At 71.7% G+C, this 26,312-nt stretch carries 17 protein-coding genes, 1 tRNA gene and 1 pseudogene; 12 read left to right on the top strand and 7 right to left on the bottom strand.

Annotated elements, in window-relative coordinates; genetic code table 11:
* Positions 1 to 51: 51 nt before the first annotated feature.
* Positions 52 to 474: a pyridoxamine 5'-phosphate oxidase family protein gene (locus ACZ404_RS09115; RefSeq protein WP_468437506.1), complete on the bottom strand. Its 423-nt coding sequence runs from the start codon at positions 472 to 474 to the stop codon at positions 52 to 54.
* Between the two features lie 479 nt (positions 475 to 953).
* Between ACZ404_RS09115 and ACZ404_RS09110 the strand changes: the two genes are divergently transcribed.
* The 3 genes and pseudogenes from ACZ404_RS09110 (at position 954) to ACZ404_RS09100 (ending at position 4,024) form a co-directional block, all read left to right on the top strand.
* The gene (locus ACZ404_RS09110; RefSeq protein WP_468438136.1) at positions 954 to 2,165 is read left to right on the top strand and encodes a nitrate/nitrite transporter; all 1,212 of its coding nucleotides are present in this window, start codon (positions 954 to 956) and stop codon (positions 2,163 to 2,165) included.
* Between the two features lie 247 nt (positions 2,166 to 2,412).
* A pseudogene (locus tag ACZ404_RS09105) lies at positions 2,413 to 3,528 on the top strand (phosphoketolase family protein); the annotation flags it as partial.
* A 130-nt stretch (positions 3,529 to 3,658) separates the two neighbouring features.
* Positions 3,659 to 4,024 carry a DUF1003 domain-containing protein gene (locus tag ACZ404_RS09100; RefSeq protein WP_468437504.1) on the top strand — a complete coding sequence of 122 codons (366 nt, stop codon included), beginning with the start codon at positions 3,659 to 3,661 and terminating at the stop codon, positions 4,022 to 4,024.
* A 211-nt stretch (positions 4,025 to 4,235) separates the two neighbouring features.
* Here ACZ404_RS09100 and ACZ404_RS09095 read toward each other — a convergent pair whose 3' ends face one another.
* Positions 4,236 to 5,930 (bottom strand): sensor histidine kinase, encoded by a 1,695-nt coding sequence (locus tag ACZ404_RS09095; protein ID WP_468437503.1) that lies wholly within the window; start codon positions 5,928 to 5,930, stop codon positions 4,236 to 4,238.
* Positions 5,931 to 6,432: 502 nt separating this feature from the next.
* Here ACZ404_RS09095 and ACZ404_RS09090 point away from each other — a divergent pair.
* Entirely contained in the window at positions 6,433 to 6,732 is a 300-nt protein-coding gene (locus tag ACZ404_RS09090) for an SHOCT domain-containing protein (RefSeq protein ID WP_468437501.1), read from the top strand.
* Between the two features lie 67 nt (positions 6,733 to 6,799).
* Positions 6,800 to 7,720, top strand: coding sequence for a DUF1918 domain-containing protein (locus ACZ404_RS09085; protein ID WP_468438134.1), 921 nt, complete (start codon positions 6,800 to 6,802; stop codon positions 7,718 to 7,720).
* A gap of 345 nt (positions 7,721 to 8,065) precedes the next feature.
* Here the strand turns inward: ACZ404_RS09085 and ACZ404_RS09080 are convergent.
* Positions 8,066 to 8,159, bottom strand: a tRNA-Sec gene (locus ACZ404_RS09080).
* Positions 8,160 to 8,194: 35 nt separating this feature from the next.
* Between ACZ404_RS09080 and selD the strand changes: the two genes are divergently transcribed.
* On the top strand, positions 8,195 to 9,205 hold the full coding sequence (gene selD / locus ACZ404_RS09075) for a selenide, water dikinase SelD (RefSeq protein WP_468437500.1): 1,011 nt from the start codon (positions 8,195 to 8,197) through the stop codon (positions 9,203 to 9,205).
* A gap of 9 nt (positions 9,206 to 9,214) precedes the next feature.
* On the opposite strand, the gene fdh is transcribed toward selD, so the two are convergent.
* Positions 9,215 to 12,475, bottom strand: a complete 3,261-nt coding sequence (fdh, locus tag ACZ404_RS09070) for a formate dehydrogenase (protein WP_468437498.1) — start codon at positions 12,473 to 12,475, stop codon at positions 9,215 to 9,217.
* 271 nt (positions 12,476 to 12,746) lie between these two features.
* Here fdh and coxB point away from each other — a divergent pair, with 271 nt between their 5' ends.
* From coxB to ACZ404_RS09050, 4 genes are read left to right on the top strand one after another with little or no spacing between them, the layout of a single operon-like run.
* The gene (gene coxB / locus ACZ404_RS09065) at positions 12,747 to 13,403 is read left to right on the top strand and encodes a cytochrome c oxidase subunit II (RefSeq protein WP_468437496.1); all 657 of its coding nucleotides are present in this window, start codon (positions 12,747 to 12,749) and stop codon (positions 13,401 to 13,403) included.
* Positions 13,400 to 15,085, top strand: a complete 1,686-nt coding sequence (locus ACZ404_RS09060) for a cytochrome c oxidase subunit I (protein ID WP_468437494.1) — start codon at positions 13,400 to 13,402, stop codon at positions 15,083 to 15,085. Before coxB ends, ACZ404_RS09060 begins: the two co-directional genes overlap by 4 nt.
* Positions 15,082 to 15,441, top strand: coding sequence for a hypothetical protein (locus ACZ404_RS09055; RefSeq protein ID WP_468437492.1), 360 nt, complete (start codon positions 15,082 to 15,084; stop codon positions 15,439 to 15,441). Before ACZ404_RS09060 ends, ACZ404_RS09055 begins: the two co-directional genes overlap by 4 nt.
* A 6-nt stretch (positions 15,442 to 15,447) precedes the next feature.
* Positions 15,448 to 15,963 (top strand): cytochrome c oxidase assembly protein, encoded by a 516-nt coding sequence (locus ACZ404_RS09050; protein WP_468437490.1) that lies wholly within the window; start codon positions 15,448 to 15,450, stop codon positions 15,961 to 15,963.
* A gap of 3 nt (positions 15,964 to 15,966) precedes the next feature.
* On the opposite strand, the gene nrfD is transcribed toward ACZ404_RS09050, so the two are convergent.
* The 3 genes from nrfD to qcrB are packed head-to-tail and all read right to left on the bottom strand — an operon-like array spanning position 15,967 to position 19,662.
* Entirely contained in the window at positions 15,967 to 16,986 is a 1,020-nt protein-coding gene (gene nrfD / locus ACZ404_RS09045) for an NrfD/PsrC family molybdoenzyme membrane anchor subunit (RefSeq protein ID WP_468437488.1), read from the bottom strand.
* Positions 16,983 to 18,008, bottom strand: coding sequence for a 4Fe-4S dicluster domain-containing protein (locus tag ACZ404_RS09040; RefSeq protein WP_468437487.1), 1,026 nt, complete (start codon positions 18,006 to 18,008; stop codon positions 16,983 to 16,985). The genes nrfD and ACZ404_RS09040 overlap by 4 nt, the downstream gene beginning before the upstream one ends.
* A gap of 16 nt (positions 18,009 to 18,024) precedes the next feature.
* On the bottom strand, positions 18,025 to 19,662 hold the full coding sequence (gene qcrB, locus ACZ404_RS09035; protein WP_468437485.1) for a cytochrome bc1 complex cytochrome b subunit: 1,638 nt from the start codon (positions 19,660 to 19,662) through the stop codon (positions 18,025 to 18,027).
* A gap of 187 nt (positions 19,663 to 19,849) precedes the next feature.
* On the opposite strand from qcrB, the gene ACZ404_RS09030 reads away from it, so the two are divergent.
* Positions 19,850 to 21,550, top strand: a complete 1,701-nt coding sequence (locus ACZ404_RS09030; protein ID WP_468437483.1) for a thiamine pyrophosphate-binding protein — start codon at positions 19,850 to 19,852, stop codon at positions 21,548 to 21,550.
* A gap of 260 nt (positions 21,551 to 21,810) precedes the next feature.
* Positions 21,811 to 26,070 (top strand): HAMP domain-containing protein, encoded by a 4,260-nt coding sequence (locus ACZ404_RS09025; RefSeq protein ID WP_468437481.1) that lies wholly within the window; start codon positions 21,811 to 21,813, stop codon positions 26,068 to 26,070.
* Positions 26,071 to 26,312: the final 242 nt, after the last annotated feature.

Genomic DNA, 26,312 nt, shown 5'->3' with positions numbered 1-26,312 from the left:
CTGCGGTGGACGGGGAGAAGCCGGGGGCGCTGCGGCCCGCGCTGCGCCGGGTCAGTGCGTAACGGGCGTGCCGATGATCTCCCGCCCGGTGACCATCTCGGCCTCGATCCGGAGGAAGATCCAATCTTGGGTGACCACCCAGGACAGCGGACCGGTCCGAGAGAGGCGTTCGTGTTCCTCGGGATCGGTCACCGCGGTGGCGCGGCCGGTGACGACCACGCTCCAGCCCGAGTGCTCGGCGGCGTTGAAGTCGTCTGCCTCGAAGGCGACCACGACTCCGTCGACAGCGCGGACCAGGTCGGAAGTGGCCGAAGTGCGCAGCAGGATCGAGGAGTCCGTGTCCAGGCCGAAGTTGACCGGGAGGACAGCGGGCAGTGCTTGCCGGGTGTACACGATGCGTCCGACCGGCACCTTGGCCAGCAGGCGGAGGCACTCCTGCCGATTAAGTGCGCGGAAGCCGTCGTTGTGGGACATCGGTCCATACTCTCTCACTCGGCCGAGGCCGTGATAGGGCCGGAGGGCCCTCATGGTCGTCTTCTGCCCGCACGTGAAGCGAACTCACAGCGCGGGTGTCCGAGGGGGCCGCCTGGTCATACGTGAGGGGATCAAAAGGCCCGCTCACGCGGACCGGACGGCCCGAGAGCGACCAGTCCTGGGAAGGCCGCCCCCCTTACCGGTCTCCGGCACGCGCAGAGGGCCGATCGGCCCTGACGGCCCGCCCGGTGACCGGCCCACACGGCCCGCGCGCGAGGACCGGTCGGATGGGCAGGAGGCACCGACGGCCCCATGCCTACGCGCCCCGGATCACGAAGCCTGGGCAAGGGCCGCCGCGCCGTCAGAGCGGGGTGGCCGGAACCTTGGGATCAGGGAGGGACACGATGGTGGTCCAACGGTCTGGGAGAAGCGACGCAACACCGTCGGCGCATGAGCCGGTGCCGGGCCGGGCCTGGCTGATGCTGGCGCTGGCCACGGTCGGCTTCGCCGTCAACTTCTGGGCCTGGGCCCTGCTCAGCCCGCTCGGCCCGCGGTTCAAGGACAGCCTGGCCCTGAGCGCGTTCCAGCAGTCGCTGCTGGTGGCGGTGCCCGTCGTCGTCGGCTCGCTGGGCCGCATCCCGATCGGCGCGCTCACGGACCGATTCGGCGGACGGGTGATGTTCCCGATCGTGTCGGCGGTGACCATCGTGCCCGTGCTCTACCTCGGCCTGGCCGGACACTCCTCCCTGGCCGCCCTGCTGGTCGGCGGGTTCTTCCTCGGCATCGGCGGCACCGCCTTCGCCGTCGGCGTCCCCTTCGTCAACGCCTGGTTCCCGCCCGAGCGGCGCGGTCTGGCCATCGGCATCTTCGGCGCCGGCATGGGCGGCACCGCCATCAGCGCCCTGACCACGGTGAAGCTGGTCAAGGCGCACAGCATGTCCACCCCGTTCCTGATCACCGCCGTGGTCCTGGCCGTCTACGCTCTGATCGCCGCTCTGCTGCTGCGTGACGCGCCCGGCCGTACCATGCCGACCGAGCCGCTGGCCCGCCGGCTGGGCGCCACTCTGAAGCTCGGGATCACCTGGCAGGCGTCCGCGCTGTACGCGGTCGCGTTCGGCGGCTACGTCGCCTTCTCCGTGTACCTGCCCACCTACCTCAAGACCGGCTACGGCCTCACTCAAGCCGACGCCGCCAACCGCATGGCCGGCTTCGTGCTCCTCGCGGTGGCGATGCGCCCGGTCGGTGGCTGGCTGTCCGACCGGCTGGGCCCGGCCCGGGTGCTGGCCGGGGCGCTGTCCGTGGTCGTGGCCGGGGCGATCGTGCAGTCCTTCACCCCGGACCTCGCACCCGTGGGCACCATCGCTTTCCTGGCCATGGCCGCCGCGCTCGGCGCGGGCAGCGGCGCGACCTTCGCCCTTGTCGCTCTGCTGACTCCGGCCGGCAAGGTCGGCTCGGTCACCGGTGTGGTCGGAGCCGCGGGCGGACTCGGCGGCTTCCTGCCGCCGCTGGTGATGGGTTCGCTGTACGGCGAGTACGGGACGTACGCGGCCGGGCTCGCACTGCTCGCCGTCGTGGCCGCTGCCGCGCTCGCCTACACCCTCACCGGCGTCCGCGCCGCCGCCGAAGGCAGCGAGCGGAAGCAGCGCACCGGCCGCCCGCCTGGGCACCGCACCGCACGCACCACCGCGTAGGCGAGGGCCGGGAACGGCGCGCCGAGCAAGGGCGACGGGTTACCGGCGGGTTGAGAAATACCGGCACATTGAGGAAGAAGGAGAAGTCCGGTGTGCGAGTACTGCGGCTGCCAGTTGCTGACGACCATCGAGGAACTGGCCCGGGAGCACGACGAGGTCGTCCGCCTCATCGGCCACCTTCGCACCGCCCGCCAAGAGGGCAGTGCGGCCCGGATGGCGGAGACCGCCCGGGAGATCGCGAGGGTGCGTCGGCCCCGACGAGACCGTCTCCAACCGCCTCCAGGCGGTCTACGAGGCCAGCGGTAAGACCTGGCAGGCCCAGGTGCTCCAGGTGGACGAGCACCTCGAGCGTCACGGTCGGGTGATGGAGATCCTGTCCGAACACACCTGCCAGGGCTGGCTGGAGGGCTACCTCCTCACCGGGCGGCACGGGCTCTTCTCCTGCTACGAGGCGTTCGTGCACATCGTCGACTCGATGGTCAACCAGCACATCAAGTGGCTGCGCACCACCCGCCGTCTGCCCTGGCGCGCCCCCATCGCCTCCCTCAACTACCTGCTGACCTCCCACGTGTGGCGCCAGGACCACAACGGCTTTTCCCACCAGGACCCCGGCTTCGTCGACCACATCCTCAACAAGAGCCCGGAAGCGGTGCGGGTCTACCTGCCGCCGGACGCCAACACCCTGCTGTCGGTCGCAGACCACGCCCTGCGCAGCAAGGACTACGTCAACGTGATCGTGGCCGGCAAGCAGCCCTGCTTCGACTGGCTCTCCATGGAGGATGCGAAGGTCCACTGCGCCCGCGGCGCCGGCATCTGGGAATGGGCCGGCACCGAGGACGGCACCCGGGAACCGGACGTGGTGCTGGCCTGTGCCGGTGACGTCCCGACCCAGGAGGTGCTGGCCGCCGCCCAGTTGCTCCGCCGCCACCTGCCCGAGCTTGCGGTGCGGGTGGTCAATGTGGTCGACATCGCCCGGCTGCTGCCGAGCGAGGAACACCCGCACGGGATGACCGACTTCGAGTACGACGGCCTGTTCACCCCGGACAAGCCGGTGATCTTCGCCTACCACGGCTACCCGTGGCTGATCCACCGCCTGGCCTACCGCCGCACCGGGCATCCGCACCTGCACGTGCGCGGCTACAAGGAGATCGGCACCACGACCACGCCGTTCGACATGGTGGTCCGCAACGACCTCGACCGCTACCGCCTGGTCATGGACGTCGTCGACCGTGTCCCCGGCCTCGCGGTCCGCGCCGCCGCCGTACGCCAGCAGATGGAGGACGCCCGGCAGCGCCACCACGTCTGGATCCGCGAGCACGGCATGGACCTGCCCGAGGTTGCCGACTGGACGTGGGATGGCTGACCAGGCCTCTTCCGCCTCCGACGCCCCGGCCGCCCGAGAGGGCAGCCGGGGCGTGCGGTGCGGACGATCCCTACGGAAGAGGTACGCCGAGATGGGTCAGTCCGTGGCCGGGGCTCGGCACCACCCTGCTGTGATCGCACATCACAGCAGGCGCGCCGAGGACGTTCAGCTACGTGTCGCCGACGCCATCACCAAGTTCGCCGGTTCGATGACGTTCGTCTACGTCCACGCCGTCGCCTTCGCGGTCTGGATGCTGTTCTTCGAGTCCAGCCCCTGGCCTACGTTGACTCTGGTGGTGTCGCTGGAAGCGATCTTCCTGTCGACGTTCGTCATGATCGGACAGAACCGGCAGGCGGCCTTCCAGCAGATCAAGGCCGACCACGACTTCGTCGAACAGGAGCTGGAACTCAAGACCAATACCGAGCTGACTCGGGCCATCCACCTGATGACCACGGAGCTCCACAGGCGTCTGATCGACGGCGCCGACGAGCCGTAGCCACCAGCAGGTCTCGACCACGCTCGCGTCTCGGCTGGCCGGCTCGCCGGAATACAGGCTGCCCGTTGTAGGAGATCGACATCGTGGCGGCGGACAGTTGGTGCTCGTGTGCAGGCGGCCTCTGATTCTGCGCATCCTGCAGATCGTCCACCTGATGGCGGTGTTTCCTGTCTACGAGACGCTCGACGAAGCTCTTGACCGGCGGGAAGCGTCAGCCTGTTGACGAGAGCGGAACGACCCACTCGACGACGGTGCCGCTCGGCTGGTTGGCGGAGACGCTGAAGCTGCCGCCCAACTCCTCCGCACGCTTGCCCAGGTTGGCCAAGCCGCTGCGGCGGGTGATCGCCGGGTCGATTCCGCGGCCGTTGTCGGCCACATGCAGCCGCAGAGCGGAGTCGGTGACCTCGGCACCCACATCGACGCTGGTGGCATGCGCGTGCCGGGCGGCATTGGACAGGGCCTCACCGAGCACGGCCAGCAGTTGCTCGGCTTGTTCGGCGGATACGGCGGTGTCCAGCAGCCCTGTCATGCGGAGCGCGGGGGCGAAGCCGAGCGGTTCGACGGCCCGTTCGGTGGCCGCCACCAGTTGCGCGCGCAGCCCGCTGCCGCGCCGGGTCTGGTCGTGCTCGCGCAGGCCGTAGATGGTGGACCGAATGATCTTGATGGTGTCGTCCAGGTCGTTCACGACGCGCTGGATCCGTTCGCTGACCTGCGGCCGGTCGGAGACACGGCCCAGCGTGGACTGCAGCGACAGCGCGCCTGCGAACAGGCGCTGGATGACCAGGTCGTGCAGGTCCCGGGCGATCCGGTCACGGTCGTTGAGCACAACCATGCGTTCGGTGTCGCGCCGGTGCTCGGCGACGTCCAGGGCCAGCGCGGCCTGGTTGCCGAACCCGGTGACCATGCCGATGACGGCGTCGGTGAAGAGAGGACCGCCGGGTAGGTTCGCGACCTGCAGCACGCCGCGGACGTGCTCGCGGGTGCCGAGGGGGACGAAGAAGGCCGGCCCGAGCTCCACCACCGAGGCGCTGCCGCCTTCGGCGCGCGGATCGGCGCTGACGGCCTCGCTGGTGATCGTCTCGCCGGATGTGTAGACCTTGGCGGCCAGTGTCGAGGCGGGCAGCAGCAGCCCGCGGACCTCTTCGGCCGGCGCGCCCGAGGCGGCCTCGATGACGAGCTCGCCCTTGTCGCCGACCGGCACGGCCAGGGTGACCAGGTCCGCGCCGGCGATCTCGCGCACGGTGGTGGTGAAGGAGTCCAGCACGGCGGCGGGCTCCGCGCCGGACAGCAGGCTGCGGGTCAGTTCATTACTGGCCGCCAGCCACCGCTGCCGGCGGTGCGCGTCCTCGTAGAGACGTGCGTTGTCGATCGCCACGCCGGCCGCCGCGGCCAGTGTGCGCAGCACCGCCTCGTCGTCGCTGTCGAACTCCGTGCCGCTCTGCTTGTTGGTCAGGTACAGGTTGCCGAAGACCTGGTCGCGCACACGGACGGGGGCGCCGAGGAAGCTGGTCATCGGCGGGTGCCCGTCAGGGAAGCCGGCGGACGCCGAATGGTCCGCCAGGTTCGCCAGACGCAGCGGCTCCGGGTGCCGGATGAGCAACCCGAGGATGCCCTCCCCGCGCGGGTAGTGCCCGATGCGTGCGATGGCTTCCTCATCGATGCCGACGGTGACGAACTGCTTGATCGTGCCTTCCTCGCCCAGCACGCCGAGCGCCCCGTACTGGGCATCGACCAGGGAGACCGCGGACTCCACGATGCGGTACAGCACCACTTCCAGGTCGAGATCGGAGCCGACCGCCAACACCGCGTCGAGCAGCGTGTGGACTCGGTCACGGGCCGCCCGCACCTGGGCCACCTGCTGCTGCAGGTCGTCCAGCAGTACGTCCAGCCGCAGCTGTGGATACATCCCCGGCGCCTCAACCTCACGCGAACCCTGCGCGCGTTCGTCCACCACAGCTCCCCTCGCCGTCTCGCGGCACACTCCCCAAGGATGCCCGACGAGCCGAATCCGTTCGACGGGACCTGGCGGATAGCGTGGGCGCGACTCACGAACGGCGGGCTGCCGACGGGCCGTCGCACCGACCGGGCCGCTGACATCGGGCAGGTGAGCGTGCGCGGTGGCCACTGCGGAGAGGGCGCGCGGACCGTGTCGATGGACAGTGCGGGGTGTTCGACCCAGCCGTCCGTGAAGAAGATCCCGGTGGCGTCCGCCGGCAGGGGGTGGTCGTGGGCGAGGCGGGGCTGCCCGGTGTCGACGCCGACTCGTGCCGAGCAGGGCTCGGTGGCCCTTGAAGCAGGGCCGTCCGGCCCGTCGCACCTACGCCCGGCGGCGGGCGATGATGGATGCCGAGAGAGATCTGCCGCCGCGGGCCTCGTACCCCGGACGACCTGGGAAGGTGAGGCAGAAAATGATGTTCTGGTATGGCCACGGCATGAACGGCTGGGGCTGGTTCGTGATGTCGCTCAGCACACTGCTGTTCTGGGCGCTGATCATCACAGTCGGCGTCCTGCTCTTCCGGGCTCTGGCCCGCCCCACTCCTGCCATCGGAGGCCACGGCTCCTGGCGGAAGACGCCTCCGGGTAGCGGCCCTGAGCAGATCCTCGCCGAGCGGTACGCGCGCGGCGAGATCGACGACGAGGAGTACCACCGCCGTCTGGCCACCCTCCGTGGATCACCCAGGGACGCGGCCAAGCCCTCAGCCCCGTAGCCGATCGCCCGACCGTGGCTGGAACTCATAGAGACTACGAAATCACCTCGAGGAGACGGTGGCGATCATGCGAGCTCAACTCGGCGATCAACTCGTCATCGAAAGTCCGACGACGGGCACCACCCGGCGCGACGGCGAGATCGTCGGACTGCACCATGCGGATGGAACACCGCCGTACGACGTGCGCTGGTCGGACACGGACGAGGTGACGCTGGTGTTCCCCGGGCCCGACGCGCACGTCCGTCACCTCGAACATGAGCCGGGGGGTACCAGCGGGCCTTCCGGACGAGGCACTGCCGAGGCGGAAGGCGCGTCCTACTACACCCCACGGGAGACGCGACCGAACCCTGGCGACATCGGCCGGCGTGTGGCCGCTGAGCGCGAGCGACAGGGCCTGAGCAGGGAGGAGACCGCCCGCCGTGCCGTGATGGCGCCGGACTACCTTGCGTACCTCGAAGAACGTTCCCCGGCCGATCCAAGCCTGGCGACGCTCATCCGACTCGCCTCGGCGCTTGGTACCAGCGTCGCAGCCCTGCGCGGGGGCGGTGTCGAACTGCCGCCGGGCCAGGGCCACGCCCTCCTGCACCCTCAGCTTCGTGACCTCAGCCCCGACGAATGCCGCGCTCTGCTCTCCACCCACGGTGTGGGACGCGTAGCGGTGTCGACCCCCGACGGTCCGGCGGTCGTCCCGGTGAACTACGAGGTCATCGATAACGCGGTCGTCTACCGAACGATGCCCGACTCGGTCCCTGCAGCGGCTGTGGGAGCGGAGGTCGCCTTCGAGGTCGACCACGTGGACGAGGCCATGAGTCAGGGCTGGAGCGTTCTCGTCGTCGGTCCCGCGCGAGTCGTGACAGAGCCTGACGTTCGGCGACGGCTGGTGGAGCAGACCCACACCGAACCGTGGGCGGGCGGCAAGCGTGAGATGTGGGTGTCGATCCAGCCCAAGCGGCTCACGGGCCGCCGCATCAGGCCGGCCGACCAGTGACCCGCCCCGACGGGCGTACTCCTCGTGTTCCAGGAAGCACATCAGCTGCGGCCTGCACGATGGCCGACAGCAGCCCGTGCCGGTTCGCGAGTGGCGGGTGCGTTCGTCGATTCCGGTGAGGCGAGCGATGTAGCGGTGCGCCCATTCGGTCAGTGGCATGTCGCCGTCGAGTACGGTCACCTGGACGAAGCTCTTGCTCCGGCTGAGGTCTCGTCGCCGAACTTCTCGGTCTCCCCGTCGCCGCCGCGGCTGCCTTGGATGCTCGCCATGGCGGGAGGGTGGGGGAGTGGAGGCGTTGGGGTTGGGGCCGTGTTTGGCCGGTATTTACATCGGTACAGGTAGAGATCGGAGGCGGACGGGAATCGAACCCGCCTGCCCGAGATCCTCGGGCACCTCGGTTTTGAAGACCGGGAGGGCCACCAGGCACCCACACGCCTCCACCGCTCGCCCAGGCTAGTGCCCCAGGAGACAGCCATGACACCGACCCGCCAGGCGTCCGTCCGCCTCACGCAGTTCGCCCACGGCGGCGGCTGCGCCTGCAAGATCCCGCCCGGTGAACTGGAGGAGGTGGTCAGCGGCCTCGGCGCGCCGCTGCCCGGGGGCGACACGCCGCTGCTGGTGGGCATCGGCACCGGAGACGACGCCGCCGTCGTGGGGCTGCCGGGGCAGGGCACGGCCCTGGTGTGCACCGCCGACTTCTTCACCCCCGTCGTCGACGACCCCTACGACTGGGGCCGCATCGCCGCCGCCAACGCCCTGTCCGACGTGTACGCGATGGGCGGCCGGCCCGTCCTCGCCGTCAACCTCCTCGCCTGGCCCCGCGACCGGCTTCCCTTCGAGCTGGCCCGCGAGGTGCTGCGCGGCGGCCTCGACGTCGCGGCCGAGGCCGGCTGCCACGTCGGCGGCGGGCACAGTGTCGACGATCCGGAACCCAAGTACGGCATGGCCGTCACCGGTCTCGCCGACCCCGACCGGCTGCTGCGCAACGACACCGGCCGGCCCGGTCTGCCGCTCTCGCTGACCAAACCGCTCGGCCTCGGCGTGCTGAACAACCGTCACAAGGCCACCGGTCAGCGGTTCGAGCAGGCGATCGCCACCATGACCGCCCTGAACCGCGACGCGTCCGCCGCCGCCCTCGCCGCCGGCGCCACCTGCGCCACCGACGTCACCGGCTTCGGCCTCCTCGGCCATCTCCACAAGCTCGCCCGCGCCTCGGGTGTGACCGCCGTGCTCGACACCGCAGCGGTGCCCTGCCTGGACGGCGCCCGGGAGGCCGTACGCGACGGGTACGTCAGCGGTGGCACCCGGCGCAACCTGGAGTGGGTCGCGCCGTTCACCGACTTCGGGGACACCGACGCGGACACCCGGCTGCTGCTCGCCGACGCCCAGACCTCCGGCGGGCTGCTGGTCGCCGGGGAGATCCCCGGGGCGCCGGTGGTGGGGGAGCTGGTGCCCCGCGGGTCCCACACGATCGTGCTCAGGTAGGGCCGTCCCTCACGGCTCCGTTCCCGTCTCCTCGTCGATGCCCGCCCGGACCCGGTAGGCCCGCACCAGTTCCAGCGAGGCCGGTCCCCGCGGCCGGCGGCCCGGGCGGATGTCGACGGCGAACGCCTTCGTCTCCTGGATGTGCGTGTTCGGGTCCAGGGACAGATGCACCAGCTCGTTGGCCGCGTCCCCGGTGCTGTAGCCGTTCGGGCCCCAGTGGTAGGGCAGCCCCACCTGGTGCAGCGGCCGCCCGTGCACGGTCAGCGGCGCCATCCGGTCGGTGACCAGCACCCGCGCCTCGATCACCCCCCGGGCGCTGACGACGGTCGCCCAGCCGGTGTGCGTGAGGCCCCGTTCGGCGGCCAGCTCCGGGGACACCTCGCAGAAGAACTCCGGCTGCAGCTCCGCCAGGTACGGCTGCCAGCGCGACATGCCGCCCGCCGTGTGGTGCTCGGTGAGCCGGTAGGTGGTGGCCACGTACGGGAACACCTCCGAGCCGGGCTCACCCGCACTCGGCTGGTAGCGGTTGACCGGACGCGAGGGCATCAACTGCCGTACGGGGTTGCGCTGCTGGCCGTAGAGCAGGTTCGGGAAGGGGGAGTCCTGCGGCTCGTAGTGCGTCGGCAGGGGACCGTCCGTGAGCCCCGACGGGACGTACAGCCACGCCTTGCCGTCGGCCTGCATGATGAACGGGTCCGTGCCCGACAGGGCCTGCGGGCCGGTGGCGTCGCCGGGCGGCCGGTGGTCGGGCGCCTTGTCCTTCTTGAAGTCCGGGACGTCGTGCCCGGACCACTCGCCCTTCTCCGCGTCCCACCACACCAGCGCCTTGCGCTCGCTCCACGGCCTGCCCTCCGGGTCCGCGGAGGCGCGGTTGTAGAGGATGCGCCGGTTGGCCGGCCAGGCCCACGCCCACTCGGCCGCCACCCAGTCCTGCTCCCGGCCCGGCTTGCGGCGGGCGGCCTGGTTGACACCGTCGGCGTAGACCCCGCAGTAGATCCAGCACCCGCAGGAGGTCGAGCCGTCGTCCTTCAGCTCCTCGTACGAGGAGAGCGGCCGGCCCTCGGCGTCGTGGCCGTTGATCTCGGCGAGCACGGCCTCCGCGTCCGGCTCGGCGACCGCGCCCTTGGTCGGGTACTGCCACGCCAGGTCGAGCACCGGACGGTCCATCTCGTCGGCGGACCCGGCGAGCTTGTGCCGGATCAGCCGGCCCAGGTGGTAGGTGAACCACAGGTCGCTGCGCGCCTCGCCGGGCGGCTCCACGGCCTGGTGGTGCCACTGCAGCAGCCGCTGGGTGTTGGTGAAGCTGCCGTCCTTCTCGGTGTGCGCGGCGGCCGGCAGGAAGAACACCTCCGTGCCGATGTCCTCGGTGCGCAGCTCCCCGGTCTCGATCTCCGGTCCGTCCTTCCACCAGGTCGCCGACTCGATGAGCGAGAAGTCCCGCACGACCAGCCAGTCCAGGTGCGCCATGCCCAGACGCATCATCTTGGAGTTGGCGTTGCCGACCGCCGGGTTCTCGCCCAGCAGGAAGTAGCCCTTGCAGGTGCCCTCCAGCTGCGCCATGGCCGTCTCGTAGGCGGAGTGGGAGCCGGTCAACCGCGGCAGGTAGTCGAAGCAGAAGTCGTTCTCCTCGGTCGCCGCGTCACCCCAGTACGCCTTGAGCAGGCTCACCAGGTAGGAGCGCATGTTGCCCCAGTAGCCCCTGCGGGCCGCCTCGGCCTGCACGAAGGCGTCCAGGTCCTGCCGCTCGTGGGCGTGCGGCATCGGGATGTAGCCGGGCAGCAGGTTGAACAGGGTCGGGATGTCCGTCGAACCCTGGATGGAGGCGTGCCCGCGCAGCGCGAGGATGCCGCCGCCCGGCCGGCCGATGTTGCCGAGCAGCGTCTGCAGCACGGCGGCCGCGCGGATGTACTGGACGCCCACTGTGTGCTGGGTCCAGCCGACCGCGTAGGCGAACGCCGTCGTGCGCTCGCGCCCGGAGTTCTCCGTGACCAGCTCGCACACCTGCCGGAACAGGTCCCGAGGCACCCCGCAGATCTCCTCGACCAGCTCGGGCGTGTAGCGGGCGTAGTGCCGTTTGAGCACCTGGAACACGCAGCGCGGATGGGTGAGCGTCTCGTCCCGCTCCGGCCAGTCCTCGCCGATGTCGGCGCCGCCCGAGCCGTGCGACTCGCCGCGCGCCGCCTCGGACACCGAACTGCCGCCGCCGGTGCGCTCGTCGTACTCCTCGTCGCGCTGGCCCGAGGCGGCCTGCACCTCGCTGCCCTCGTACTGCCAGCTGCTGTTGTCGTAGGAGCGGCTGTCGGTGTCCAGGCCGGAGAAGACGCCGTCCAGGTCCTCGGTGTCCCGGAAGTCCTCCCGCAGAATCACCGGCGCGTTGCTGTAGGCCACCACGTAGTCGCGGAAGTACTTCTCCTCCCGCAGGACGTGGTTGATGATCCCGCCGAGGAACGCGATGTCCGAGCCCGCGCGCAGCGGCACGTGCACGTCGGCCAGCGCACTGGTCCGGGTGAACCGCGGGTCGACGTGGATCACCTTCGCGCCGCGCGCCTTGGCCTCCATCACCCACTGGAACCCGACCGGGTGGCACTCGGCCATGTTCGAGCCCTGGATGACGATGCAGTCGGCGTTCTGCAGGTCCTGCTGGAAGGTGGTCGCGCCGCCGCGTCCGAACGAGGTTCCCAGACTGGGAACGGTGGAGGAGTGTCAAACACGCGCCTGGTTCTCGATCTGGATCGCGCCCAGAGCGGTGAACAGCTTCTTGATCAGGTAGTTCTCTTCGTTGTCGAGCGTGGCCCCGCCCAGGCTGGCGATGCCGAGCGTGCGCCGGGTGCGGGTCTCGTCGACCTCCCACTCCCAGCCGGCCCGGCGCGCCTCGATCACCCGGTCGGCGATCATGTCCATCGCCGTGTCCAGGTCGAGCCGCTCCCACTCGGTGCCGTGCGGCCGCCGGTAGAGCACCTGGTGCTCGCGGGCGCTGCCGGTGGTCAGCTGGAGGCTCGCCGCGCCCTTGGGGCACAGCCGGCCGCGCGAGATGGGCGAGTCGGGGTCGCCCTCGATCTGGGTGACCCTGCCGTCCTGGACGTACACGTTCTGTCCGCAGCCCACCGCACAGTACGGGCAGACCGACTTCACCACCCGGTCGGCACTGGCCACCCGGGGCTCGAGCCGTGCGCTCGGCCCGCTCTTGGCGGCGGCACCCCGCCCCAGCGGGTCCGTCCCGGTGAGCTGGCGGTAGACCGGCCAGGAGCCGATCCACGTGCGTACACCCACGACGCCCTCCTCCCGCTCGGTGCCTCGATTCTCGCGCAGCGGCGCGCCCGCGGCATCCCCGGCCGCGGTGTGCGGCGGAGTACCCCCGTCGGTCCCGCCCAAACGGAGCGGGCAGGTGTGAGGCCCCGGTTCCTGGGGACTCCGCCGCTGCGGTGTGTCTGCGTGAGGACCGTACAACCCGACCGTAAGGTCCGGTTGGTCACGGTCCTGAGTGAAGCGACGGGAGCGATCGCATGAGGGTCAGGGGCGTCGAGGAGAGGGCGGCGGTGGGGTGAGGCAGCGTCATGTCTTCGGGACCGTGTTCACGGTGGAGACGGCGGTCGCCGCCTTCGTGTTCCTCGCCGTGGTCGTGGCGCTGGCCTGGGCCCTGCTGCAACGCCGGGCCGGCCGCCGGCAAGCGGCCTCCCCCCGGCCGGAGCGTCCCCGCCTCGAGGCCTTCTACGTCGCCGCACTCGCCGCCTTCGCCGTCTTCCTGGTCGCCTGGACCGCCTGGCAGAACCACGAGGAACACGACCCGCCCGCCGCCGCGCCGCCCCTGCGGGTCGACGTCACCGGCTTCCAGTGGTGCTGGTCCTTCAGCTACCCGCAGTCACCCGGGCACCGGACGGTCTCCGGCACCTGCCGCGGCGGCGACATGCCCACCCTCGTGGTCCCGACCGGCCGCACCATCCAGCTCCACCTGACCTCCAAGGACGTCATCCACTCCCTGTGGGTGCCGGACCTGCGCTACAAGATGGACGCCTTCCCCGACCACGTGAACACCTTCAGCCTCACCCTCGACCGGGAGGGCCGCTGGCGCGGCAGGTGCGCCGAGTTCTGCGGCCAGCGGCACTACATGATGGACTTCTGGATCAAGGCCGTCTCGCCCCAGGAGTACGACCGCTGGCTGCACGGCCACGGCGGCGGCACCGGGACGGCCCCCGCATGACCGTCGCGCCCCCCACCGCCGCACAGCGGGACGGCGACGGCCGCCCCGTGCCGCCGAGCGGCTGGCTCGGCTGGGTCTCCACCACCGACCACAAGCGGATCGGCCTGCTCACCGTCGGCACCGCCCTGCTCTACATGCTGGTGATGGGCGTCTTCGCGCTCTTCATGCGCGGCCAGCTCGCCCAGCCCGAGGAGACCTTCCTCGCCCCGCAGACCTACGACCAGCTGTTCACCATCCACGGCTCGGGCATGATCTACATGGTCATGACGCCGTTCGCCATCGGCATGGGCATCTACCTCGTGCCGCTCCAGATCGGCGCCCCCGGTCTCGCGATCCCCCGGCTGACCCTGCTCGGCTACTGGCTCTACGCCCTCGGCGGCCTCACCATGCTCGCCGGCTTCGCCACCCCCACCGGGGCCCACGCGAGCGGCTGGTTCTCCTACCCTCCGCTGGCCGACAGCGTGCACTCACCGGGCGCCGGCTCGGACCTGTGGATCGCGGGCGTGTTCCTCGCCGTCACCGGGACCATCGTGATGGGCTGGGCGGTGCTGTGGACCGTGCTGCGCCGGCGCACGCGGGGGATGACCATGCTGCGCCTGCCCGTGTTCTGCTGGTCGATGATCGCCTCCTGCCTGATGGTCATCGGCGCCTTCCCCGCCCTGCTGGCGGCCCTCGTCCTGCTCGCCGTCGGCCGCGCCGACCCCTCGGTGTTCGCGTCCAACGTGTGGAACATCGGCTACCAGCACATCTTCTGGTTCTACGGCCACCCGGTCGTCTACGTGATGTTCTTCCCGTACCTGGCGGCCGTCGCCGAGGTGCTCGCGGTGTTCTCCGGCCGCCGCTTCTTCGGCTACCGGGGCACCGCCCTGTCCCTGCTGGTCTTCGCCGCCCTGTCGATGAGCGTGTGGGGCCACCACATGTTCGCCACCGGCCAGGCCGCCAACGACTACTACTCGCTGACCTCCATCGCCCTGCTCGTCCCCGCCGGCGTGGAGTACTTCGGGATGCTCGGCACGATCCTCGGCGGCAGGCTGCGGCTGCGCACGCCGATGCTGTTCGCGCTCGCGTTCATCCCGCAGTTCCTGATCGGCGGCCTCACCGGCATCATGGTCGGCACCCCGGTGATCGACTACCACGTCACCGACAGCTACTTCATCGTGGCCCACCTGCACTACGTGCTCTTCGCCGGCAGCGCCTTCGGCCTCTTCGCGGCCGTCTACTACTGGTTCCCGAAGGTCACCGGCACCCTGCTCGACGAGCGCATGGGCCGCCTGCACTTCTGGCTGCTGGTCGTCGGCACCAACCTGACCTTCCTGCCGATGTTCTTCCTCGGCTACCTGGGGATGCCGCGGCGAGTGGCCACCTACGCCTCCTTCGACGGCTTCGGCCTGCTGAACCTGCTGTCCAGCATCGGCGCGGCCTTCCTCGCGGCGGCCATGACCGTGTTCGTCGTCAACATGCTCGGGACGCTGCGCAGGCTCTCCCAGGGCCGCGCGGCACCGGCCGGCGACGACCCGTGGGACGGGCACACCCTGGAGTGGGCCACCCCGTCACCGCCCCCGCGGCTCAACTTCCCGGCGGACCGCCCGCTGCCGCCCGTGACGAGCTTCGCCCCGCTGCTGGACCTGCGGCAGCGCCGGGCGCGTGAGGCATCGCCGGCCACCGGAGGGAGCGGCGCGTGAAACGGCATCTGTCCGTCGTCGTGGTCGCGGGCTGGGGTCTGCTGAACGGGGTGCTCCTCGCGGTGCTGGCGGTCTACCGCGAGAGCTCGCTGACCTACTGGCTGTGGGGGAGCGTCGTCCTGCTCATCGAACTGGCCGCGCTGGCGGTGCTGGTGTCCTCGCGCTCGGCCCCCGACGAGCACGTGCGCTACCGGGTGCCGGACCGGGGAGCCGGGGCCGCGCTGCCCGCCGCGTTCGGGCTGCTCACGCTCACGCTGTGCGTGATCTACAGCTACTGGCTGCTGGTCGTGGCGGTGCCGCTGCTGCTCCTCGCGGCCGCCCTGGCGGTGCACGGCACGACCGCCCGGGAGAGGTGAGCGGCGATGGACCACTCGGCGCACCCGTCCTCGCTGCTGCCGGTCCTGGCGATGGCCTGGTCGGGACTCCTCGTCGCCGCCGTGGTCCCGGCCGTCGTACGGCTCCTGCGGCGCTCCCCGCTCTGGGAGCGCATCAGCCTGCCCGCGGCCGCCGCCCTGCCCCTGCTCGTCCTGACGCACGCCTGGACCGTACTCGGCGACCACCTGGCCCTGCGGCCCCCGGGCGGCGCCCTGGTCACCGAACCGCTGCTGCTCGTCGCGGCCGTGCTGTTCTGGCTGCCTGCCCTCGCCCGCACCCGGCACCGGCTGAGCGACCCCGGCCGGTGCCTGTACCTGTTCCTCACCATGCCGCTGCTCGACCTGCCCGCCGTCGGCGTCGTCGCGTCCGGGCACAGCGCGGAGGGCATCGCCATGATCGTCGGCATGCTGCCCCTCGGCCTCACCGCGGCGACGGTCACCTGGTCCTGGGTGAACCGGGAGGAGCGCCAGGAGCGGGAGGCGCTGCGCGGCGCCGAGGCCTGACCCTCAACGGCCGCGCGCCGCCAGCCGCTCCCGCTGCGGCACGACCGTGTACTTCGGGTCCTCGGCGGACGCGACTCCGGCGTGGAACACCGCGAACCGCAGCGCCGCCGACCCGCTGAGCAGCGCCGCACCGGCCGCCACGGCGAGCCGCCGGTCGCGCAGCCGCCCGGACACGGCGGCCACCGCCGCACCGCCCGCCGTCAGGGCCTCCGCCGCCCGCAGCAGCCGCCGCGGCCTGCCCCGGTCGTAGGGTTCGGCGGCCAGACCCATGCGCTGCTGCATCATCCGGAACGAGCCCAGCTCGAGTGCGGCCCCGAGCACGGCCATCCGGCGCGCCGGGCCCGCCTGCCCGACCGGCGCGGCGGCCAGGGCGAGCCCGGCCGCCGCCGTGGCACCCGAGCCGGCGAAGACGAACGGCAGCTGCCGGTAGCCCTCGTGCCAGGAGGGCACCGCCGTGTCCGCGACCAGCACCGCCGTGTAGGTCGCCACCGCCGGTCCGAGGGCCGCCGCACCGGCCGTGGCGGCCGAGCCCGCCCACCGGTAACGGCGTGTCAGGTCGGCGGCCGCGGCGGCCAGCGTCAGCGGCGCGTACGCCGTCAGCAGCCACGACCCGACGCTCATCGGCGACGTCGGCTTGAAGACCCGCAGCATGTTCAGGAACCGGGCCGGGCGGCCCAGATCGTGCACGAGCGCAACCAGCGACAGGGAGATGGCCCCCGCCGCGCCCAGCTTCGCCGGACGGGCCAGCGCCGGCCGCCCGGTCAGCCCGGCCCCCGCCGCCAGCAGTGAGGACGCCCCGGCCAGCCCTCCCAGGTACAGGTAACCGGCGATGTCCAGCGGCTCCCAGGTCGGCTTGTTCAGCACCGGTTTGCCGTAGTACGAGGAGAACTCCGCCTCCGGCACCATCGGTTGCTCGCCCCGGCCACGGCGGCCCCGCCGGCGCCCGGCCCGCGCGCCCGTCAGGGCCTCGCGCCCCGGCCTCTCGCCCCGCACGCCGTGGCGGGTGACGTCCGAACCGCTCATCGCGGCCTCCTCGCGAAACTGGTGACGGCGAGCGCCACGAGCGAGACGGCGCCCAGCGCCGCGTGCCGCCACATGTCGGGCAGGTCCCGGGTGGTGACCACCGGGTCCGGCGGCAGGCCGTAGACCTCCGGCTCGTCCAGCAGCAGGAAGAACGCGCCGTCCCCGCCGACCCCGTCGTCCGGGCTCTCGCCGTAGAGCCGGGCGTCGGTCACCCCGGCCGCGTGCAGCTGCGCCACCCGGGCCGCCGCCCGCTCGCGCAACTCCTCCAGCGGGCCGAACTGGATCGACTCCGTCGGGCAGGACTTGGCGCAGGCCGGCTCCATGCCGACGCCCAGCCGGTCGTAGCACAGGGTGCACTTCCACACCCGGCCGTCGTCCTGGCGCTGGTCGATGACACCGTACGGACAGGCCGGCACGCAGTAGCCGCAGCCGTTGCACACGTCCTCCTGGACGACGACCGTGCCGAACTCGGTGCGGAACAGCGCCCCTGTGGGGCACACGTCCAGACAGGCCGCGTGCGTGCAGTGCTTGCACACGTCCGAGGCCATCAGCCAGCGCAGCTCGGTACGGCCGTCGGGCGACACCGGGGAGATCTCCCCGGCCGGGGCACCCGCGGGCGCCCCGCCGGGCGGGGGAGCGGTGGCTCCCGGGCCGGGGGAGGCCGCGTCGGTGCCGAGCCGGGTGGCGGCGGCGAACACGTCGACGTCCTCGTGCCCGACCCCGGGCTCCTGTCCGCCGAAGGGTTTGCGCTGCTCGATGAACGCCACGTGCCGCCAGGTGTCGGCGCCGAGGCCCTGCGTGTTGTCGTAGGACATCCCGGTCAGTTCCAGACCGTCCTCCGGGACGGCGTTCCACTCCTTGCAGGCCACCTCGCAGGCCTTGCAGCCGATGCACACGGAGGTGTCGGTGAAGAAACCCACCCTGGGCGGCGCGTCCGGGTAGCCCGCCGCGCCGGCCACGTCCGGCTGGGGGCCGTACAGAAGGTTCCCACGGCCCGCCTTCGCATCCTCGTCCCGGCTCATGCCGTACCCTCCTCACTCACGACTCGTCCCCCTCCTCGGGCACTTCCCCCGGAGCGGCGCGCACCCATTCCACGCGCCGTTGCTGCCACGCGGTGACCGGAAGCTCCACGCTCCTGCCGAAGTACCAGCGGCTGAGGGCGTTGCGGACGCGGTGCCGGTGGAACCAGCGCCAGGCCTCGGTCCCCTGGGCGCGCGGGCGCGGCGTGTCGCGCACCATGATCCGGTACGCCTCCTCACGGGAGAGCAGCGTCCGCGCCTGCTCGTACCCGCCGGCCGCCGTCCGCCGCACCTCCGCGGTGTCCCGGCCGTCCAGCAGCCGCCGCCGGTCGGCCGCCTGCAGCCCCAGACACGCCCGCTTGGTGGCGTGATAGGTCACGAAGGGCACGACGAACAGCCCGGCGCGCAGGGCATAGGTGAGCCACTCGAACGGGAGGCGGAAGACATGGGCCAGGACGTCCTGGCCGCCCGCCAGCAGCAGCACCGCGTAGACGGAGACGGCGGCGGCGCCCAGCGCCGTGCGGGTGGGCCGGTTGCGCGGCCGGTCGCACAGATGCTGCTCCGGACCCGGCCCGGTGATCCACCGCTCGAAGAACGGATAGCCGTACAGGACGAGGAACAGCACCGCGGGCAGCACCACGCCCGGCAGGAACACGTCCCAGACGATCGTGTGCCCGGCGAAGTCCGTCTCCGCCGCCGGCATCAGTCTGAGCGCGCCCTCCAGATAGCCCACGTACCAGTCGGGCTGCGCGTCCAGCGAGACCTGGTCGGCCCGGTAGGGGCCGAACTGCCAGATCGGGTTGATCTGGAACAGCGCGCCCATCGCGGCGAGGACACCGGCGAGGACGAGGAACAGCCCGGTGGACTTGGTGGCGTACTGCGGGACCAGCGCCTTGCCGACGACATTGCGGTTGGTGTGCCCGGGCTTCGGCCACTGGGTGTGCTTGTGGTAGACCACGAAGCTCAGGTGCACGGTGACGAGCGCGATCAGCAGGCCCGGCACCAGCAGGATGTGGGTCACGTACAGCCGCGGGATGATCTCGTGCCCCGGGTACTGGCCGCCGAAGATGAAGAACGACAGATACGTGCCGACGATCGGGATCGACAGCACGATCCCCTGCGAGGTGCGCAGCCCGGTTCCGGACAGCAGGTCGTCGGGGAGCGAGTAGCCGCAGAACCCCTCCAGCAGGGAGAACAGGAACAGCGTCACCCCGATCGTCCAGTTGACCTCACGCGGCCGCCGGAACGCCCCGGTGAAGAAGATCCGCAGCAGGTGCACGCCGATCGCCGCGACGAACAGCAGCGCCGCCCAGTGGTGCATCTGCCGCATCAGCAGCCCGCCGCGCACGTCGAAGCTGATGTGCAGCACCGACGCGTACGCCTCGCTGGTCATCGTGCCGCGCAGCGGCAGGTACGAGCCCGCGTACGGCCGCTCCGTCATGTCCGGGTGGAAGAAGAAGGTCAGCCAGACCCCCGTCACCACCAGCACCACCAGGCTGTAGAGCGCCAACTCGCCCAGCAGGAACGACCAGTGGTCCGGGAACGCCTTGCGCAGGAACTCCTTGCCCGCGGAGCTGACCGGCAGCCGCCGGTCCAGCGCGGTCACCAGCCGCTCGCCACGACCGTCGCCCCGGGGCGACTTCCGCTCGTCGGACACCGCCACTGTGCGCTCGCCCTCCGCCCCGTACTGGGTCCCTCACTCTCGGTGCTCTCCTTCGAGCCTGGCACGAGTGCCCCCGCTCCGCTCGTTCGAAACGATCCCGCCGGGCGCGCCGGCGGACCGTTCCGTTTGCGGCCGGGTGCATCCGGCTACCCGGGGTACGGACGTCCGGAGGGAGGCCGCTGTGGTGGATGCGTCCGAGGTCGTCGTCGCCGGGCTCCGGGCCTGGGGCGCCGAACGGGTGTACGGGGTGCCCGCTCTGGCGACCGACCCGCTGACCACCGCCCTGCGCGGCGGGCCGCACGCCCCCGAGTTCGTCCGGACGCGCACCGAGGAGTCCGCCGCCCTCATGGCCTGCGCCCACGCCAAGCTCACCGGCCACCTCGGCTGCTGCCTGGCCCCGGCCGGCGCGGGCACGCTGCGGCTGCTCGGCGGGCTGTACGACGCGGCGGCGGACCGGCAGCCCGTGGTGGCCCTCGTGGTGGAGGACGAGACGGTCCCGGCCGTGCTGCGCCGGCACGGCGGGCGCGCGGTGCGCCATCTCGCGGAGGTCTCCGCCTTCTGCGAGGAGGTGACCCGACCGGAGCAGGTGGCCGACGCCGTGCACCGCGCCGCGCGGGCCGCCCTCACCGACCGGGGCGTCGCCGGTCTCGTCGTACCGCGCTCGGTCCTCGCCGCCCCCGCCCCCGGCGAGTGGGACGGCGGCGCACCCGGCGCCTTCTGCCCGCCGCCGCGCCCGCCCGACCAGCGGGAGGTCCAGCGGGCCGCCCAGGTGCTGGACGAGGGCCGCCGGACCCTCGTGGTGCTCGGCAACGCGGGGCGCGCGGCGTCCGGGCAGGTGACCGGCGTGGCCGGCCTGCGCGCCGCCGGCGTGGCCACCACCCCGCTCGCCCGGGACGCCCTTCCCGACGACCTGCCGTACCTGGCCGGCGTGGCCTCTCCGCTCGGCAGCGAGGCCGCGCTGACCCTGCTGCGGGAGTGCGACACGCTGCTGCTGGCCGGCGCCGAGGACCTGGACCCCGCCCTGCTGCCCGCCCCCGACCGGTGCCGGATCGTCAGCGTCGACACCGAACCCGGCGACTGCCCGCTCGACGAGCGGCTCCCGGCCGTCCGGCTCTCCGGCGACGTCCCGACGACCCTGGAGGCGCTCATCCCGCTGCTGCGGCGCAGCACGGACCAGTCCTGGCGCTCCCGTGTCGAGAGCCAGGTCCAGGACTGGCGGGACGAGGGTCGGACCAGGGCGAACCGCTACTTCGGTACGTCCGTCAACCCCCGCTCGGTCGTCGCCGAGCTGTCCGCGCGGCTGCCGGACCGGGCCGTGGTGGTCACCGACAGCGGCACCGCACTGGACTGGTGGACCCGCCACCTCCAGCTGCGCGGCGGCATGCGCTCCCTGCTCTCGGGCCGGCTCGGCCTCCCCGGCGCCGCCGTGCCCTACGCCGTGGCCGCCCGGTTCGCCGTCCCGGACCGGCCGGTGATCGCGCTGGTCGGCGACGGCGCCTTCCAGGCGGGCGGACTGAGCGAACTGGCCACCGTCCGCCGCCATGTGGACCGGCTGGCGGACCTGCCCCCGCTGGTGTTCTGCGTCCTGAACAACGGCGACCTCAACCGGCTGACCTGGCAGCGCCGGGCCGCGGCCGGCGACCCCCTGATCCCGCTCTCCGCCGACGTCCCCGCCCTGCCCTACGCCGAGTGGGCGCGCCTGGCCGGCCTGCCCGCCGTCCGCTGCGACCGGCCCCGGCACGTGGCCTCCGTCTGGGCCGACGTGCTCGCCCTGCGCGGGCCCGTCGTCGTGGAGTTCGTCGTCGACGGCGAAATCGCGCCGGACTGGGCGGCGTGGCCCGCGGGCAGGGCCTGGGCACAGCGCGCCGCCGCCCTGCCGTGACCCCGGCGTGACTCCAGGAAAAACGCTTCGGGTACCCCGCTTCTCGGGGCTCACACATGTGACTTCGCTGGTCCGCGGAAGATGGCCGGTTGCTTTGTGGGCACCCGTGGAAGTGGGTTAGCCTGCGGCGTATTTTTCTCATCGAGCAAATCCGTGAACTGCGGAAATGCACCACACAATCGCCGGGCTGCGGTCTGCTCCCGGCAGTGGTTCCGAGCCTTCTGCGCGGAGGGCTCCTGGGGAGCGGAACGAGGGTGCGCATGGCCGGCAAGGCGACCGGGACGACCGACGTGGTCCCGGGCGAACAGGAACTGAGGCGGCTCCTGGCGGGGCTGACCGCCGTCCGCGACGGAGACTTCGGCAGACGCCTGCCCGACGACTCCACCGGACTGATGGGCGACATCGCCACGGTCTTCAACGGCATGCTCGACCAGTTGTCCGTGTTCACATCCGAGGTCACCCGGGTGGCCCGCGAGGTGGGCACCGAGGGCACCCTCGGCGGCCAGGCCGAGGTGCCCGGCGTCTCCGGCACGTGGGCCGACCTCACCGACTCCGTCAACGCCATGGCGGGCAACCTCACCACCCAGGTCCGCGACATCGCGCAGGTCGCCACCGCCGTGGCCAAGGGCGACCTCTCCCAGAAGATCGACGTACCCGCGCGCGGCGAGATCCTGCAGCTCAAGGAGACCGTCAACACGATGGTCGACCAGCTCTCCGCGTTCGCCGACGAGGTGACCCGGGTGGCCCGCGAGGTCGGCACCGAGGGCCGGCTCGGGGGACAGGCGCAGGTGCCCGGCGTCGCCGGCGTCTGGCGGGACCTGACGGACTCCGTCAACTTCATGGCCGGGAACCTCACCAATCAGGTGCGCAACGTCGCCCAGGTGACGACCGCGGTGGCGCAGGGGGACCTGTCGCAGAAGATCACGGTGGACGCGCGGGGCGAGATCCTCGAACTGAAGAGCACCATCAACACGATGGTGGACCAGCTGTCGGCGTTCGCCGACGAGGTGACCCGGGTGGCCCGCGAGGTCGGCACCGAGGGCCGGCTCGGCGGTCAGGCGGACGTCAAGGGCGTGAAGGGCACCTGGCGGGACCTGACGGACTCGGTCAACTTCATGGCCGGCAACCTCACCAATCAGGTGCGCAACGTCGCCCAGGTCGCGACCGCGGTGGCGCAGGGCGATCTGTCGCAGAAGATCACGGTGGACGCGCGGGGCGAGATCCTCGAACTGAAGAACACCATCAACACGATGGTGGACCAGCTCTCGGCCTTCGCCGACGAGGTGACCCGGGTGGCCCGCGAGGTCGGCACCGCCGGCAACCTCGGCGGACAAGCCACGGTCCGCGGTGTCTCCGGCACCTGGAAGGACCTCACCGACAACGTCAACGTGATGGCCTCCAACCTGACCGGTCAGGTCCGCTCCATCGCCCAGGTCGCCACCGCCGTGGCCCGCGGCGACCTCTCCCGGAAGATCACCGTGGAGGCCGAGGGCGAGGTCGCCGCGCTCGCCGACGTCATCAACACCATGGTCGACACGCTCTCCGCGTTCGCCGACGAGGTCACGCGCGTCGCCCGCGAGGTCGGCACCGAGGGCCGGCTCGGCGGCCAGGCCCACGTGCCCAACGTGGCCGGGACCTGGAAGGACCTCACCGACAACGTCAACTCCATGGCGAACAACCTCACCAACCAGGTGCGCAACATCGCGCTGGTGACGACCGCCGTGGCCCGGGGCGACCTGTCGAAGAAGATCGACGTCGACGCCCGCGGCGAGATCCTCGAACTGAAGACGACCATCAACACGATGGTGGACCAGCTGTCGGCGTTCGCCGACGAGGTGACCCGGGTCGCCCGCGAGGTCGGCACCGAGGGCCGGCTCGGCGGTCAGGCCGAGGTCGAGGGCGTCTCCGGTACCTGGAAGCGGCTGACGGAGAACGTCAACGAGCTCGCCGGCAACCTCACCCGGCAGGTCCGCGCCATCGCGGACGTGGCCAGCGCCGTCGCCGAGGGCGACCTGACCCGCTCGGTCACCGTCGACGCCTCCGGCGAGGTCGCCGACCTCAAGGACAACATCAACTCCATGGTGGAGTCCCTGCGCGAGACCACCCGCGCCAACCAGGAGCAGGACTGGCTCAAGACCAACCTCGCCCGCATCTCCGGCCTGCTGCAGGGCCACCGCGACCTGAGCGTCGTCGCCGAGCTGATCATGGACGAGCTGGTGCCCCAGGTCTCGGCCCAGTACGGCGCCTTCTACCTCGCCGAGGACGGCGCCGGCGGACCCGAGCTGCGCCTCGTCGGCTCCTACGGCCGGCCCGAGGACGATCCCCGCCCCGACCGCATCGCCTTCGGCCGCTCCCTGGTCGGCCAGGCCGCGCGCAGCCGCCGCACCATCGCCGTCGACAAGCTGCCGGCCGGGTACGTCACCATCTCCTCCGGACTGGGACGGACCGAGCCCACCGCCCTGTTGCTGCTGCCCATCGTCTTCGAGGAGCAGGTCCTCGGCGTCATCGAACTCGCCTCGGTCACCGCCTTCACCCAGATCCAGCGCGACTTCCTCGAGCAGCTGGTGGAGACGATCGGCGTCAACGTCAACACCATCGTCGCCAATGCCCGCACCGACGAACTGCTCGAGGAGTCCCAGCGCCTGACCAGCGAACTGCAGTACCGCTCCGCGGAGTTGCAGGCACGCCAGGAGGAGCTGCAGCAGTCCAACGCCGAACTGGAGGAGAAGGCCTCGCTGCTCGCCGAGCAGAACCGGGACATCGAGGCGAAGAACCTGCAGATCGAACAGGCCCGGCAGGAACTCGAGGCCCGCGCCCAGCAGTTGTCGCTGGCCTCCCGCTACAAGTCCGAGTTCCTCGCGAACATGAGCCACGAGCTGCGCACCCCGCTCAACAGCCTGCTCATCCTCGCCCAGCTGCTGGCGCAGAACCCCTCGCGCAACCTCACCCCGAAGCAGGTCGAGTACGCGGGCATCATCCACTCCGCCGGCTCGGACCTGCTGCAGCTGATCAACGACATCCTCGACCTGTCCAAGGTCGAGGCCGGAAAGATGGACGTCAGCCCCGAGCGGGTCCAGCTCCGCCGGCTCATCGAGTACGTCGAGGCCACCTTCCGGCCCATGACCTCGCAGAAGAGCCTCGACTTCACCGTGACCACCGCCCCCGGCGCCCCCGCCGACCTGCTCACCGACGACACCCGGCTGCGGCAGATCCTGCGCAACCTGCTGTCCAACGCGGTGAAGTTCACCGAGCAGGGCGGCGTCGAACTGCGCATCGAGCCCGCACCGGACGACGAGGTGCCCGCAGGCGTCGTACGGGGCGGCACCGTCGTCGCCTTCCGGGTCGTGGACACCGGCATCGGCATTCCGGAACAGCAGCGGGAGACCGTCTTCGGCGCCTTCCAGCAGGCCGACGGGACCACCAGCCGCAAGTACGGCGGCACCGGCCTCGGCCTGTCCATCACCCGGGAGATCGCCCATCTGCTCGGCGGCGCCGTCACCGTGGAGAGCACCCCCGGCCGGGGCAGCACCTTCACGCTGTTCCTGCCCGTCGCCCGGGCCGACTTCGAGGACATGCTGCGTGCCGCGCCGAAGCCGCCCGAACTGTCCGGGGCCGTCGCCGCACCGGGCCCCGAGGTGACCGACGGCGCGCCGCCGGTCACCGCCCGGCGGCAGCGGCCGCGCCGTCTGCTCGTCGTCGAGGAACGCCCGCGCGGGCTGCTCACGCTCGTCGCCGAGAGCGTCGTCGGCGACCTCGCGCAGGCCCGGCCCGACGGCGCGGGCGGCACCCCCGTCGACATCATCACCGCGGTCGGCGCCCAGGAGGCGGCCGGTGCGCTGGCCGCCGAGCCCTGCCACTGCGTCGTCGTCGAACTCGGCGCCACGGACGGGGAGTCCGGGCGCTTCCTGGAGGCGCTGCGCGGCGACTCGGCACTCGCGAGCGTGCCCGTCCTGGTGCACAGTTCCCACCGCACCGAGCCGCTCACCGAGGACACCGCGGGCGGATCGCTGGAGTACCTGTACAGCCTGGACGAGCTGCGCGAGCGGATCGCGCTGCACCTGTCGGCGGAGGAGCCGGGCGAGGTGCTCACGCTGGTCCGCGGCGACGAACCGCAGGTGACGCCGGTCCACGAGGTCGACGACCGCACCCGCGGCCGTACGGTCCTCGTCGTCGACGACGACGCCCGCAACCTGTTCGCGCTCAGCGGCATCCTCGAACTGCACGGCTTCCGCGTGCTGCACGCGGAGAACGGGCGCAAGGGCATCGACACGCTGGTGGCCAACCCGGACGTGGAACTCGTCCTGATGGACGTGATGATGCCCGAGATGGACGGCTACACGGCCACCGCCGAGATCCGCAAGATGCCGCAGTACGCGGACCTGCCGGTCATCGCGGTGACCGCCAAGGCCATGCAGGGCGACCGGGAGAAGAGTCTCGCCTCGGGCGCCAGCGACTACGTCATGAAACCGGTGGACACCCATGACCTCATCGCGTGCGTCCGGCGCTGGCTGCCCGCATGAGGACGCCCCCGAAGCCCCGACCGACCCCGGGCCGAGGAGCAGCTACCCGGTGAGCACCTACGATTCCCCCGCAGACCGGCCCGAGGTCCCCGGCCCGGTCGGCCCGGCCTGCGAACCGACCGCGGCCGTACAGGCGACCGGCCCGACCGAGCCGTCCGGGCCCGTCGGGCCCGTCACGACGGCTGGGCCGACCGAGCCGTCCGGACCGCTAGAGCCCCGTCCGGCCGCCCTCGGCCCGATCC

This window comes from Streptomyces sp. NPDC030798 (assembly GCF_055572275.1).
The sequence above is the reverse complement of the archived record's forward strand: the minus strand, read 5'-3'. Positions and strand labels throughout refer to the sequence as shown.